Source organism: Roseateles sp. GW835-FHT13E02 (assembly GCF_058794035.1).
The window spans coordinates 109,910-123,341 of the sequence record NZ_JBXAGJ010000010.1 but is presented as its reverse complement, the minus strand read 5'-3'; the positions used below and the strand labels follow the sequence as shown (position 1 = coordinate 123,341).

Here is a 13,432-nt window from a genome sequence, read left to right as displayed (position 1 = left end):
GCGCGTCTGTCAATCAGTTTCGCGGCTTTGATTGCCTGCGCGGGCCTGGCCCTTAGCCTGCGGCGCCAGGCTGGGTGAAGCAAAGGCCTGCTCGATGAAGCGCTCCAGCTCATCGGCTTGCAGCAGCTCAATGGAGAAATGACCGAAGCGACGCGGCAGCCAGAGGATGCGGGCACCGCTGGGGTTGTGCAGCTGTTCGCGGGCCAGCGGCCGGCCCAGTTCGTCCTCGGGTTGCACGCCGCGGGCCAGCAAGATGTCGTAGGCCGCCTCGATATCAGGCGTGCTGTAGCAGTGGCGGTAGATCGTGCCTTCGCCCTGGCGATCCAGCAGCTCGCGCAAGGGCCCGGCCTCCGGTTGCACCAGCATGAATCGCTCACCGCCCTCGCCCATGCGCACGATGGCGTAGCGCACCCGCAGGCCGTCGCGCGACCAGAGCTGGGTGTGCGAGACCTGAGCCGCGAAGAGATGGGCGTAGTAGGCGCAGGCGTGCTCCAGGTCGTGGACCAGGATGTCGATGTGGCTGAACTTCAGAGGCGGCATGGGCACAGCTTTTTTTTCTCTCTCATGCGGGAATGGTTCGGTGGCTGCTCCGCAGTGTCGCCACGGGGACTGCGGGGACGCAAGTGCGGACAGGCAGGGGGTGCGAAGGCGCAGCCGCCACAGCGCGCGGGTGTGTCATGCTGCATGCTCGATGGCGGGGCGTGGGCCGCCCGCAAGCATCGGATGCGCGGCCCCTGCTTACAATTTTCCCCACCATGCTGTTCACTTTCCGCGGCGCGTCCTGTGCGCGCCTGCTGCCCCCCTCGTTGGGCCAGGCGCTGTTCTTGCTGCTCTTGACGACCTTGACGACGCTGCTGCTTGCGCACGGGAGTGCCGGGGCCTGGGCGGGCAATTCGCCGCTGGAGGTGCAGTTCCGCAGCGTGGCCGTGCCGCAAAACACCGTGCCCAGCCTGGCCCAGGACCGTGCCGGCTTCATCTGGGTGGCCACCACCCAGGGCTTGACCCGCTACGACGGCTATCGCCTGCGCCCCATCGAACGCACTGGCGACACCAAGGCCCAGCGAAACCTCGGCTGGGTCCGTGCGCTCAGCCCCAGCCGCGATGGCCGCATGTGGATCGGCACCGAGTTTCTGGGCCTGATGGCCTTCGACCCTGCCCAAGACCGTGTCGAAGCCATGTCGCCGCCGGCGCCGGCCACCGGCCCGGCGCTGACCATCCGTTCACCGATACGGGCTTTGGCCGAAGACGCGCAGGGCCAGGTCTGGGTCGGCACCCTGGGTCAGGGTCTGCTGCGCTACCGCCCAGCCACGCGCCAGTTCGAAGCGCAGGATCTGCGGTGGCAGGGCGAGCCCGAGGCGCGCGTGCTGGCCCTGCGCGTGGCGCAGGACGGCGTGGTCTGGGTCGGCCACTGGCGAGGTCTGGCCCGACAGCAGCCGGGTGGCGGGTGGGAATCGGTGCCCCTGCCCGAGCTGCCCGCCGGCGCGCCGGTGCTGGCGCTGGCCGAAGACCGCGCCGGCCGGCTCTGGCTGGGCACGCAGGACGGTCGGCTCGGTGTGGTCGAGCAAGGCCGGCTGCGCTGGGTGCAGCGCCTGGGCAGCCCGGTGCAGGCCCTGGCCGTGGCCAGTGACGGCCGGCTCTGGGTGGGCAGCAAGACCGGCCTGCTCTGGGTGAACCCTGCCAGCGGTGAGATCGAAGCCCATCTGCGCCACGACCCGCGGCGCCTGAGCGGCCTGGCGGGCAATGACGTCAGTGCCTTGCTCCGCGATGCCAGCGGAGCGATGTGGGTCAGCGGCTACGGCCTGGGCCTGCAACGCCACCAGCACCACCCGGCCCTGGCCGTGCGCGGCCCCGATTCGCAGGCCAGCGGTTCGCTGACTGAACCCGATGTGCGCGCCCTGCTGCGTTTGCGCAATGGCGAGGTGCTGGCCCCCACCCAGCGCGGCCCAGTGGTGCGACTGGATGGCCGACCGGGCCGGGAGCTGGCCTCGCTGGGCGTCTGGCCGCGCGAGCGCGGCAGCGTGGTCGAATCCCTGGCCGAAGCGCCCGATGGCAGCCTCTGGATGGCCTCGGCGGGCCGGCTCGAGCACCGCTCCGCCCAGGGGCGGCTGCTGCGCGATTGGCCGCTCGATGGCGGCCGTGCCCAGCGCCTGCTGCTGCGCGCCAGCGGCGAGGTCTGGCTGGGCATGCAGGAGGGCTTGTACCGCCTGCCCGATGCCACGGCGCCGGCCCTGCAGCGCGTGGCCTTGGTGGGCGGCCAGGCCTTGCACGGGGGCGTCCATGCCTTGATCGAGGCACCGCCTGCAGCGGGCACTGACGCAGCGCAGCCGCATCTGTGGGTGGGCGGCCAGCAGGGCCTGTTCCGCGAGCCGGCCGGCGGCCCGCCGGGTCAGCTGGAGCCGGTGCCGCAGTCGCCCGGTGAATCCTTGGCCAGCCCCATCGTCATGGGCCTGCTGCAGGCCCGCGATGGCTCGCTGTGGCTGGACACGCCGGTGGCCGGCCTGCACCGCCTGTGCGGCTGGGATGCCGAGGGCCGGGCCCGCTTCGATCGCATTGGCGAACGCCTGGGCACCGAGGGCGTGTACGGCGGCAATCTGCACGAAGACTCGCGTGGCCGCATCTGGAGCCAGCTGGCCGTCTACGACCCCAAGACCGACCGCATCGACCACTTCGGTCTGGGCGAGGGTGCAGCCTTTGGCAGCTTCTGGTTCTTCGCCAGCACCGAGCTGCCGGGCGGCGCCCTGCTGTTCGGCGGCAGCCGTGGCCTGCTGCAGGTGCGGCCCGAGCTGTTCGAGCCTGCCACCGGCGCGCCGCCCCTGGTGATCAGTGCCTTGCGCGTCAATGGCCAGGCCTACTCGCCGCCGCCGGCCGATCCGGCGCGGCCCGGCGATGCATCAGCCAACCCGCTGGCCTTCAAAGATCCCCAGCGCGGCCTGCTCCAAGGCTTGCAGCTGCCCGCCGGCACGCGCACCTTCAGCGTCGAATTCGCCGGCCTGGACTATGCCGACCCCGGCCGTCTGCGCTACCAGTACCGCCTGCAGGGCCTGGACAGTGACTGGACCAGCGTCGACCCGGGCGCCCGCAGCCCCAGTTTCGGCCCCCTGCAGCCGGGGCGTTATGCCTTGCAAATGCGGGTCAGCGCCCATCCCACGCTCTGGGGCCCCACCCAGCTGGAGCTGCCCATCGAGCTGCTGCCGGCCTGGTGGCAGACCGTCTGGGCGCGCCTGGGCTTCGGGGCGGCGGTCTTGCTGGCGGTGTGGGGGTTTGTGCGCTGGCGCACCCGGCTGCTGCGCCAGCGTGAGGCCGAGCTGCAAGCCCTGGTGGACGAGCGCACGGCCAAGTTGCGCGAGGCCAGCCTCACCGATGCGCTGACGGGTTTGCGCAACCGCCGCTATCTGGAGCTGCGCCTGCAGGACGATTTGCGCCTGTGCCTGCGCCGCTTCGAGGCCGGCGACGCCAGCCTGCTGCCCGGCCCCGACAGCGACTTGGTGCTGATGCTGCTGGACCTCGATCATTTCAAGCGCATCAACGATGTGCATGGTCACGCCGCTGGCGACGCTGTGCTGGTGACCTTGGCCGCGCGCCTGCGCCGCGTCTTCCGCACCACCGACTCTCTGGTGCGCTGGGGGGGCGAAGAGGTGCTGGTGCTGGTGCGCGAAACCAGCCGCGAGGATGCGGCTGATCTGGCTGCGCGTGCGTGTGCCGCCGTTCGCGAGCAGCCCTTCGACATCGGCTTTGGCCAGACGGTGGCGGTCACCGTGTCCATCGGCTTTGCCGCCTTCCCGCTCGACCCGCAGCGCCCGCGCGCCTGGGACTGGCCGGCCACGCTGGGCCTGGCCGACTCGGCGCTGTACGCAGCCAAGGCGCAGGGCCGCGATGGCTATCTGGGCGCCGTCGAGGCGCAGGACCTGACGCCGGCCGAGGTGCCGCGCGACCTGAGCCTGTGGCGCGATGAACCGCGCTTGCGCCTGCGTGCAAGCGGCATGGCGCAACGTCCGCCCAGCCTGTAGGCAGACTGGCGTCCGCCCTTCCCGTCTTTGCCGTTGGAGGCGGCCGGCGCACCCTGCCGGGCGCAATTTCGTGATCCTGGGTGTATTGCGCAGCGAACATGATGTACGGTAAAGTTTACTTTGTGTCGGCTTTAACGGGCATTTCAGCCATGATCAAGATCCTGGTAGTTCTCTTGGGTTTTCTGGGTGTGGGCGCGGCCTTGGCGGCGGGTTGGAACCCGGTGCCCCTGCGCGACGGCTGGGTGGGCGGCTTGATCCTGTTGCTCTCGGCCTTGTGGGCCCGCTGGCGCTGGCAGCGCGATGCCGTGCAGGGGCGCGACCCTTCGGCGGCCGAGCGGCGCGCCTGGCTGTACATGGCGGGCAGCGCCCTGATTTGCGGTTTTGTCGCGGTGGTGCTGATGACGCCGGGTTCCGAAGTTCATCGCACCACCGGCGGGACGGGCGGCTATGACAGCTGGGTCATGTTCGCCTGCGGCGCCATCGCCTGGGCCTTGCTGCACGAGGGGCAGTCTCAGGCGCTGGACGAACGCGACCGCGCCATCGATGCCCTGGCCAACCGGGTCGGCTATTCCACCTTGATCGGGCTGCTGGCCGTTTTTCTGCTGGCCCTGGGCTTCGCGCCCAAGCCCTGGATGGAGCGCTTCACCCACTGGCTGATCGCCAACACCTTGCTCAATCTCATCATGTTTGCCGGCCTGGCCCAGTACGCGGCCCAGCTCTTGGCCTACTGGCGCGATGCGCGCGAGCTGCAAGGCGATGTGCAGTCGGGCGGGGCTTGAGCCATGGCCGTCGGTCAACCGTCCACCCAGCCCATCGTCAACCAGATCCGCCGCCTGCGTTTCGAGCATGGCGAGATGACGCAGGAAGCCCTGGCCAAGGCCGTGGGCATCACCCGCCAGACCGTGATTGCCCTGGAGGGCCTGCGTTATGCGCCCTCGCTGGAGCTGGCCATGAAGATCGCCGAGGTCTTCGGCAAGCGGGTGGATGAGGTGTTCTTCCGCCAAGCCGGGGATTGATCGCCCGGGCCCTGGCCAAGTTGTTCATCGGCGTACGGCCGCTGCGCGGCGTCGTGCGCTGCCGTCGGCTGTGCGCCGCAAGGCGCTCGAATCATGGAGATCGAATCATGGAGATGACGAGGATGTTGCTCAAGCCCTGGCGTGTGATGCTGCCGATGCTGCTGCTGGCACAGGGGCTCGGCGCTGTGTGGGCCGGAGCGGCCGAAGCGGCCTCGCCGCAGCCCGGCGCTGCACGAGCGCCCTGGCCCGCTCATCACGGCCAAGTGCAGAGCCAGCTCTACCTTGGCGAGGCCGAGTCCTCGCGAAAGCGCCCCTTGCTCGTGGCCCTGGGTGGCGCCGAGGGCGGCAATGCCTGGGCCGGCCCGCGCGCCGAGGCCATGCGCCAGCGATTCCTGGCCGACGGCTATGCCGTGCTGGCACTCGCCTATTTCGGTCTGCCAGGCATCCCGGCCCAGCTCGATCGCATCGATCTGCAAGGCGTGCGTGAAGCCATCTTCAAAGCCGCACACAGCAGCCCGCAGATCGAGCCGCGCTGCATCGCTGTGATCGGTGGCTCCAAGGGCGCGGAACTGGCCCTGCTGCTGGCCAGTCGCAGCCCCGAGATCAAGGCCGTGGCCGCCGTGGTGCCGGGCAGTGCCGTGTTTGTCGGCCACACCGAGACCTTTGACACCAGTTCCTTCAGCGATCGAGGCGAGGAGCTGCCTTTTGTGCCGCTGAGCGAGGCTGCGGTACCGGCCCTGATCGCCGGCGACAAGCGCAAGGTCTTCGATCTGATGATGCAGGACAGCGCCGCCATGGCCCGCGCGCGCATCCCGGTCGAGCGCATCAACGGCCCGGTCTTTTTCCTTTCCGCCACACAGGACGAACTCTGGGATTCCAAAGCCATGTCCGAGCAGATGATGGCCACCCTGCAGCGCAGCGGCTTTGCTCATGCGCATGCGCACACTGCTATCGAGGGCGGCCACAGCGCACCGATGCGGAAGTTGAACCTGGCGCGGGACTTTCTGAACACGCATTTTTTGCCGCAGGTGGCGGGGGGGTGTGCGCGCTGAGCGATCGCAGCCTGCTCTTGCTTCAGGGGGCCGTCCCTTGGGGCACGGGCTCCAGCATGCTGCGGCCGTTCTTGTCTCGCCAACGCTTGGACAGGGCGGCTCGATCCTGGCCGGCATGCTGCAACTGGGCCAAGGCCAGCTGCCAGGACTTGCGCCGTGCTTCATCCAGGGCCGTGGCGCGCAAGGAGGGAAGCACTCGCTGGCAAAGGGTTGCGGGGCCTTCGTTGAGGGCCATCAGATCATTCAGGGCGCGGTCGATACGTTCGTTGTCCAGGACTGTGACGGCTTCGGCTTCGCGGGCCCGGTCCTCCCAGCGCGCGCGTTGGGCCTGAGCGGGTGACAGCACGGCGCCGGCCAGGGCCAGGGCCATGCGCCGCTCCAGCCGATCGCCCTCGGCCCAGAGGGCGTCCGCGATCGCTTCGCAGGCCCGCGCATCAGCCGGCCTCGCAACAACAACAGCTGGTGGGTGGCGCTCGCGGCAGCGCTGGAGCAGCGGCCTGTAAGTGGGAAACGACCAGGTTCCGGCCAACTGGCCCAAGAGCATGGTTTCTGCCTCATGCATCAAATCAGGGGTTTCGGTTTGAAGGAGTTGAGACAGCATCTCGCCGGTTTCGCGCGCATAGCTGCGGCTGAACTTGGATTGACTGGCCATGCGTTCCATCAGATAGTCGCCCTGGCTGGGGCGCAGCTGGGGATCGCCGAAGAGCTGCAACCAGGCGTTCAGGTTCTCGGGCTCCAGGCGAGACCATTGCGTGCCCTCGACATTGCGGCACTGGCCGGCATCGCATGGTTTCTGCAAGGCCAGGGCGGTGAGCATGGGGTCGCTCGAAGCCAGTGCCATGGCTTGCAGCCGAGCCCGGCCGGCACGGTTGAGCTTGAGGTCGTCGGTCTGGCTGGCGGCGATGAACTCGGCCATTGCTGAGGCGCGTGGCTCGCCGCGGTGGCGTAAGGTTTGTTGCCAGCTTTGGATCACCTGGGCTTGGGCCTCTTTCATCAGCTGTTCGCGGATTTGCTGGTTTGCCGATCTGGCTCCGGGGCTGTGTTCGTCAGGCTCCTGCTGTGCGTCGCGCCAGGATTCCCCGGCGCCGAAGCCACACCAGTCCTCGCGCAAACGGCGGGCATAGGCCGTCCCTGCCGCACTGGAGGGCAGGGTGCCGTCTGCCTCGGGCGCGCCGCCTTCGGCTCGCGCGGTGGCGCTGGGGCGCTCCGCCGGCATCGGCAGCGTGGCGGGGGCCTCGTGTCTGGGTTCGACGACCTTCGGGCTGGTGTCGGAGTCCGCGCTGGGGTCGCCGAGGCCGCGGCGGATCAGCAAGAGCAGCAGGATCAGCAGCCCGGCCATCGCCAACCCGCGCAGCAGTGTTCGCATCGTGTGTCTTCTCCCTGGTGCCTGGCTCATGGCTGCGTCCTGGCCGCGCCATTCTTTCTTCTCGCGCTGGAGTCTAGGGCAGGGCCCGGTGCTGGGACTGAGACAATCCGCCCATGGGCGAATTCGATCTGATCCAGCGCTATTTCAAGAGCCAGAGCCACCCCTCGGCCGATGCGGTGCCGGTGGGCATTGGGGATGACTGCGCGGTCATCAACCCGACGCCGGGCATGCAGTGGCTGGTGTCCAGCGACATGCTGGTCGAGGGGCGGCATTTCCTGTCCACCGTGGCGCCGGAGCGCCTGGGGCACAAGGCGCTGGCGGTCAATCTCAGCGATCTGGCGGCCTGTGGCGCCACGCCGCGGGCCTTCACGCTGGCGCTGAGCCTGCCGCGGGTGGACGAAACGTTTCTGAGCGGTTTTGCCCGGGGCCTGTTCGCGCTGGCGCAGGCGCATGGCATTGCCCTGGTGGGCGGCGACACCACGGCCGGGCCGCTGAACCTCTGCATCACCGTGATGGGCGAGGTGCCGCGTGGCCAGGCCCTGCTGCGCCGTGGGGCGCGGGTGGGCGATGACATCTACGTCTCCGGTCAGACTTTGGGCGATGCGCGGCTGGCGCTGGAGGTGTTTCGCGGCCAGGCGAGTCTGGCTTCGGGCGCCGAGTTCGAGCAGGTGCGGCGCGCCATGGAATGCCCGCAGCCACGGGTGCAGCTGGGCCTGGCGCTACGCGGCCTGGCGCACAGCGCCATCGATGTGTCCGATGGTTTGCTGGGCGATCTCGGCCACATCCTCAAGGCCTCGGGCGTGGGCGCCCGGCTGGACGTGGACGCCCTGCCGCGCAGCGCCGTGCTGGCGGGGCAAGACCTGGCCCTGCAGCGCGAATGCGGTCTGGCGGGTGGCGATGATTACGAGCTGGTGTTCACTGCGCCCAGCGATGCGGCCGGGCGTGCGGCGGTGGCGGCTGCCGCGGCGGCCAGCGGCACGCCGGTGCAGCGCATCGGCGCCATCGAGGCCGAGCCGGGCCTGCGTTTGCACGATGCCGCTGGCCAGGCCTTGTCCGCGGCAGCCTTCAGCAGCTTTGACCATTTCAAGACCCCATGAGCGACCCTTCCGCCTCCCTCACCGCGCCCCTGGTGCCGCGCCGGGCCACGGCCCGTTTCATGTTCCCCAACCCGGCGCATTGGATCGCCCTGGGCTTCGGCAGCGGCCTCTCGCCCAAGGCGCCGGGCACGGTGGGCACGCTCTGGGCCTGGCTGGCCTTTCTGGCGCTGAACCCCTGGATGAGCGACCGCAGCTGGGCCTGGCTGCTGGCTGGAGGCACCCTGGTGGGCTGGTGGGCTTGCACCATGACGGCTCGCCATCTGGCAACACCTGACCCCGGCGCCATCGTCTGGGATGAGGTGCTGGCCTTCTGGCTGGTGCTGTGGCTGGTGATGCCGGCGGGTTTCTGGGGCCAGGCGGTGGCCTTCGGCCTGTTCCGCTACTTCGATGCCGCCAAGCCGGGGCCGGTTCGCTGGGCCGACCAGCTCTTCAAGGGCGAGCGTGGCAAAGCTGTCAGCTGGGCCCAGGGTTTCGGCATCTTGTTTGACGATTTCGTCGCCGCCGGATGTACGCTTGTCGTGATCGCGCTGTGGCGCGCATTCATGGCTTGATCCCATGCAGCAGAGCTGCTTGCTGCGAGTCGAAACTGTCGGAGGTGCCCCATGCTGTTTCCTGAAGAGCAAGAGCTGATCGACCGCATTGCCGTGGCTCTGATCCAGCGCCGCGAGCGCCTGGGCACGGCGGAGTCCTGCACCGGCGGCCTGATTGCCGCGGCTTGCACCAGCCTGTCGGGTTCCAGCCAGTGGTTCGAGCGCGGCGTGGTCAGCTACAGCAATGAATCCAAGACCGAGCTGCTGGGCGTGCCGGCGGCGCTGATCGGCCTGCATGGCTCGGTCAGCGGCGAGGTGGCCCTGCACATGGCGCGCGGCCTGCTGGCCCATGCGCCGATCGACTGGGCCCTGGCCGTCACCGGCATTGCCGGCCCCACCGGCGGCAGCGCCGACAAGCCCGTGGGCACGGTCTGGCTGGCCCTGGTCCACGGCTGCCAGGTCACCAAGGTCTGGCAGGAGCATTTCAGCGGCGACCGCCATGCCGTGCGCATCGCCACCTTGCGCGCCGGCTTGATGGCCTTGTGCGAGGCGCTGGAGGACAAGGATCAATGACCGTCTTGCTGAGCGGGCGCTGGTCGGCCGCCGAGGGTGAGCGCTGGGCGCAATTGCTGCGCGAGGCCATGCCCGAGGAGCAGTGGCTGCTCCATCCGCCGCGCAATGCCGCCGAGGCGGCGGCGGTGGAGGTGGCCGTGGTGGCCAACCCGGAGCCGGGCGCCCTGAGCGGGCTGCCGAATCTGCGCCTGATCCAATCGCTGTGGGCGGGCGTCGATCGCCTGCTGCAGGACCCCAGCCTGCCGCCTGGCGTGCCGCTGGCGCGCATGGTGGACCCGGCCATGAACGAGGCCATGGTGCACACGGCGCTGTGGGCGGTGCTGTCGCTGCACCGGCGTTTTTTCGAGCTGCAGGAGCAGCAGCGTCAGGCGCTCTGGCAGGCGCCGCCGCAGCTGCGCGCGGCCGAATGCACGGTGCTGATCCTGGGCCTGGGCGAGCTGGGCGGGCGCACGGCCCAGACCCTGGCCGGCCTGGGCTACGCCGTGCATGGCTGGAGCCGCCGCCCGCGTGAGCTGGCGGGGGTGCAGATCTGGCAGGGAGAGGCGAGCCTGGCCCAGGCCCTGGCTGCGGCCGATATCGTCATCAACCTGCTGCCGCTGACGCCGCAGACGCGTGGCTTCTTCTCGGCCGAGCGCTTGGCGCAGATGCGCCCGGGTGCCTGCCTGGTGAATCTGGCGCGCGGCGCCCATGTCGATGAAGCCGCGCTGGGTGCGGCGCTGGACCGCAGGCATCTGCGCCATGCCGTGCTGGATGTCTTTCAGCAAGAGCCCTTGCCGCCCGATCACCCCTTCTGGCCTCACCCCCAGGTGACCGTGCTGCCGCACTGCGCGGCGCAGACCGACCCACGCACCGCCGTACCGCAGGTGCGGGCCAATCTGGCCGCTCTGCGTGCCGGCCAACCCCTGGCCCACCTGGTGGATCGCGGCCAGGGCTACTGACACTTCATCCCTCCCTCACTCTCGATCGAACGCAGCGTCACACCATGGAATTCTTTGCCACTGACGCTGCGGTTGCCTCCCTGGAACAGGCCCTGGCCCAGGGCGCCGTGCTGGACACCTTGCAGGAGCGCCTGCTGCTGGCCTGGGCCTTGCGCCAGCGCGACACCCTGCGGGCGCTGGAGCTGGCGCAGGATGTCGAGGGCCTGCTCAGCGCCAGCGAGTGGCGCGAGCCCCAGCGCATGGCGGTGCGCGGCCGCCTGAGCCTGCTGCGCGCCGAGGCCCATCTGCTGTTCGCCGAGATGGACGAAGCCCAGCTGCACATGAACCAGGCCGGTCAGGTCTTCGCCGGCCTGGCCGATGCGGCGGGCCTGGCCGATCTGCACTGGCTGCGCCATTACTTTGCGGCCGATCGCGGCGATGCCGGGGGCCTGAAGGAAGAACTGCGGCGCGCCATCGCCTGCGCAGGCCAGGCTCGCGACCCGCACCGCATCGCCTTGCTGGAGGCGAATCTGGCCCGGGCCGAGGTGTTCGGCGATCCCATGCAGGCCGAGCGCGACTGGGGCGGGCGCCTGCCCCTCAGCAGTGCCGACATGCCCAGCATGGAAGGCGCCGCGCTGGAGGATTTCCGTGGCCTGCTGGCGGCCATGAGCGGCCATTACCTGCCCTCCATCCAGGCCCACTCCAAAGCCTTCGAGCTGGGCTTGCGCACCGGACAGATCCGCCGCGCCATCACCCTGGCCACCAATCTTGGACACACCTACACCAAGATGAGTGATTTCCAGACGGCCATGGAATGGCTGCGCCGCGGCCTGGACCTGGCGCGCGCCTCGCGCTGGCCGAACCTGATCGCCCTCTGCCTGGCCCACACCGGCGAGGCCTTGCGCCGCCTGGGCCAGCTGGGCGATGCACGCGAGCTGCTGCAAGAGTGCCTGCAGCTGCAGGCCCTGCCGCCGGAGTCGCGCACGCGTGCCCTGGCCCTGTCCTACCTGGGCCGCACCGAGCTCGATTCCAAGCAGGGCGCCGCGGCGCTGGCTGCGTTTTCCCAGCTCCGGCCTTTGGCCGAGGCCTCGGGTTCGGGCGATCTGCTCACCGATGCCAGCATCGGCCTGGCCCGGGCGGCTTTGTTGCAAGGCGATCTGCTCAGCGCGCGCCAGCAGGCCGAGCAAGGCCTGGCCATGGCTGAGCAGCAGCATGAGCCCGACAAAGAGGTGGACCTGCTCTGGGCTCTGGCCGAGGTGCATCAGGCCGAGGATCAGGTCGTGCAACGCTCGCCGCAGGACAGCAGGGCCCTGAGCTGGTACCAACGTGCCCTGCAACGCGCCGATGGCCTGGAGGCCTACACGCCTCAGGTGCGCCTGCTCGATGCCGCGGCCAAGGCAGCCGCCGCCCAAGGCAGCTTTGAGCAGGCCTACCACTGGGCGCAACGGGCCAATGAGCTGCGCCAGCGCAGCTTCAGCGAGGAAACCTCGCGCCGCTCGAGCGCCCTGCAGGTGCACCACCAGATAGAGCGTGCCCGCGCCGAGAGCGAGCATCTGCGCCGCCTGGCCGAATCCGAGGCGGCGCGCTTCCAGCTGCTGCGCGACTCGCACGAGGTGCTTCAGCATCTGGGCTTGATCGGCCAGGAGATCACCAACGAGCTGGAGACCGACCGCGTCTTCAATGTGATGGAGCGCCACATCCATGCGCTGCTGGATGCGCCCTGCATGTCGGTCTATCTGCTCGACGAGAGTGGCAGCCAGCTCTACTGCGCATTTGGCATGGAAGATGGTGAGCCCTTCATCGACCCGCCGATCCCGATGAGCTCGGAGCGCTCGCTGGCCGTGCGTTGCCTGAAGGAGCGCCGCGAGTACCTGCTCAACCGCCCCTCCGACGAAGGCTTGGGTGAGCAGGTGCCGGGCACCAGCGAGCTGCAAAGCCTGTTGTTCGCGCCGCTGGCGGTGGGCGACCGGGTGATCGGGGTGATGACCATCCAGTCGCCGCGCGCCGAGGCTTACGGGGAACGCCAGCAGGTGATCTTCCGCACTCTGTGCTCCTACATTGCCATCGCGCTCGACAATGCCGGCGCCTATCTGCGCGTCAGCGAGTTGCAGCGCCAGCTGATGGCGCAGGAAAAACTGGCCGCACTGGGCGCCATGGTGGCGGGCGTGGCCCATGAGCTGAACACTCCCATCGGCAACAGCCTCTTGATCGCCAGCACCTTGCTCGGCGCCACCGACGAGTTTGCCCAGCAGGTGGAGCAGAAAGTGCTCAAGCGCTCGGACTGGGAGCGCTATGCCGACCGCACGCGCGATGGCCTGGAGGTCATCAACCGCAGCATGCAGACGGCGGCCACCCTGGTCAGCAGCTTCAAGCAGGTGGCGGTGGACCGCAGCTCGGAGCAGCGCCGTGAGTTCGCCCTGCGCGAGCTGTGCGAGCAATGCCTGCAGACCCTGTCTCTGCAGCTGCGCCGAGCCAATGTGGAGTGGCAGCTGCATATCGATGCTCAGCTGCAGCTCGACAGCTACCCAGGCGCACTTGGTCAGGCCTTGATCATCCTGTTCAACAACGCCATGGCTCATGCCTTCGAGGGGCGCGAGGCGGGCCGCATCGACATCGGCGCGCAGGCGCTGGATGCCGAGCGCGTGCAGCTCTGGGTGCAGGACGATGGGGTCGGCATGGCAGCCGAGGTCTGCGAGCGCATCTTCGAGCCCTTCTTCACCACCAAGTTCGGCCGCGGCGGCAGCGGCCTGGGCCTGAGCATTGCGCACAACATCGTCACCGGCCTGCTCGGTGGCCGCATCAGCGTGCACAGCACGCCGGGGCAGGGCAGCCGCTTTGTGATGGAGTTGCAGCGCGTGGCGCCCTGAGCGCCGG

Annotated in this window: 11 protein-coding genes; 9 read left to right on the top strand and 2 right to left on the bottom strand. The window is 69.3% G+C overall.

The features are described 5' to 3' along the window. Positions 1 to 9: 9 nt before the first annotated feature. Positions 10 to 540, bottom strand: coding sequence for a VOC family protein (locus AC1Q6P_RS11835; protein WP_492664772.1), 531 nt, complete (start codon positions 538 to 540; stop codon positions 10 to 12). A 215-nt stretch (positions 541 to 755) separates the two neighbouring features. Between AC1Q6P_RS11835 and AC1Q6P_RS11830 the strand changes: the two genes are divergently transcribed. From AC1Q6P_RS11830 to AC1Q6P_RS11815, 4 genes are all read left to right on the top strand, one after another. After that, a complete protein-coding gene (locus AC1Q6P_RS11830; protein ID WP_492664773.1) occupies positions 756 to 4,007 on the top strand; it encodes a two-component regulator propeller domain-containing protein in 3,252 nt (1,083 codons plus the stop codon). A gap of 149 nt (positions 4,008 to 4,156) precedes the next feature. Then, on the top strand, positions 4,157 to 4,786 hold the full coding sequence (locus AC1Q6P_RS11825) for a hypothetical protein (protein ID WP_492664774.1): 630 nt from the start codon (positions 4,157 to 4,159) through the stop codon (positions 4,784 to 4,786). 3 nt (positions 4,787 to 4,789) lie between these two features. Next, on the top strand, positions 4,790 to 5,023 hold the full coding sequence (locus tag AC1Q6P_RS11820) for a helix-turn-helix transcriptional regulator (RefSeq protein ID WP_171827147.1): 234 nt from the start codon (positions 4,790 to 4,792) through the stop codon (positions 5,021 to 5,023). 107 nt (positions 5,024 to 5,130) lie between these two features. Beyond that, complete coding sequence (locus AC1Q6P_RS11815) at positions 5,131 to 6,075, top strand: acyl-CoA thioester hydrolase/BAAT C-terminal domain-containing protein (RefSeq protein WP_492664775.1); 945 nt, start codon at positions 5,131 to 5,133, stop codon at positions 6,073 to 6,075. Between the two features lie 22 nt (positions 6,076 to 6,097). Here the strand turns inward: AC1Q6P_RS11815 and AC1Q6P_RS11810 are convergent, their stop codons facing one another. Continuing rightward, positions 6,098 to 7,441, bottom strand: a complete 1,344-nt coding sequence (locus tag AC1Q6P_RS11810; protein WP_492664776.1) for a hypothetical protein — start codon at positions 7,439 to 7,441, stop codon at positions 6,098 to 6,100. A 113-nt stretch (positions 7,442 to 7,554) separates the two neighbouring features. On the opposite strand from AC1Q6P_RS11810, the gene thiL reads away from it, so the two are divergent. From thiL to AC1Q6P_RS11785, 5 genes are read left to right on the top strand one after another with little or no spacing between them, the layout of a single operon-like run. Then, positions 7,555 to 8,538, top strand: a complete 984-nt coding sequence (gene thiL / locus AC1Q6P_RS11805; RefSeq protein ID WP_492664777.1) for a thiamine-phosphate kinase — start codon at positions 7,555 to 7,557, stop codon at positions 8,536 to 8,538. Beyond that, positions 8,535 to 9,089 carry a phosphatidylglycerophosphatase A family protein gene (locus AC1Q6P_RS11800; RefSeq protein ID WP_271008057.1) on the top strand — a complete coding sequence of 185 codons (555 nt, stop codon included), beginning with the start codon at positions 8,535 to 8,537 and terminating at the stop codon, positions 9,087 to 9,089. Before thiL ends, AC1Q6P_RS11800 begins: the two co-directional genes overlap by 4 nt. A 51-nt stretch (positions 9,090 to 9,140) precedes the next feature. Beyond that, positions 9,141 to 9,641, top strand: a complete 501-nt coding sequence (locus AC1Q6P_RS11795) for a CinA family protein (RefSeq protein ID WP_102768438.1) — start codon at positions 9,141 to 9,143, stop codon at positions 9,639 to 9,641. Continuing rightward, complete coding sequence (locus AC1Q6P_RS11790; protein ID WP_492664778.1) at positions 9,638 to 10,579, top strand: 2-hydroxyacid dehydrogenase; 942 nt, start codon at positions 9,638 to 9,640, stop codon at positions 10,577 to 10,579. The genes AC1Q6P_RS11795 and AC1Q6P_RS11790 overlap by 4 nt, the downstream gene beginning before the upstream one ends. A gap of 44 nt (positions 10,580 to 10,623) precedes the next feature. Continuing rightward, the gene (locus AC1Q6P_RS11785; RefSeq protein WP_492664779.1) at positions 10,624 to 13,425 is read left to right on the top strand and encodes an ATP-binding protein; all 2,802 of its coding nucleotides are present in this window, start codon (positions 10,624 to 10,626) and stop codon (positions 13,423 to 13,425) included. Positions 13,426 to 13,432: the final 7 nt, after the last annotated feature.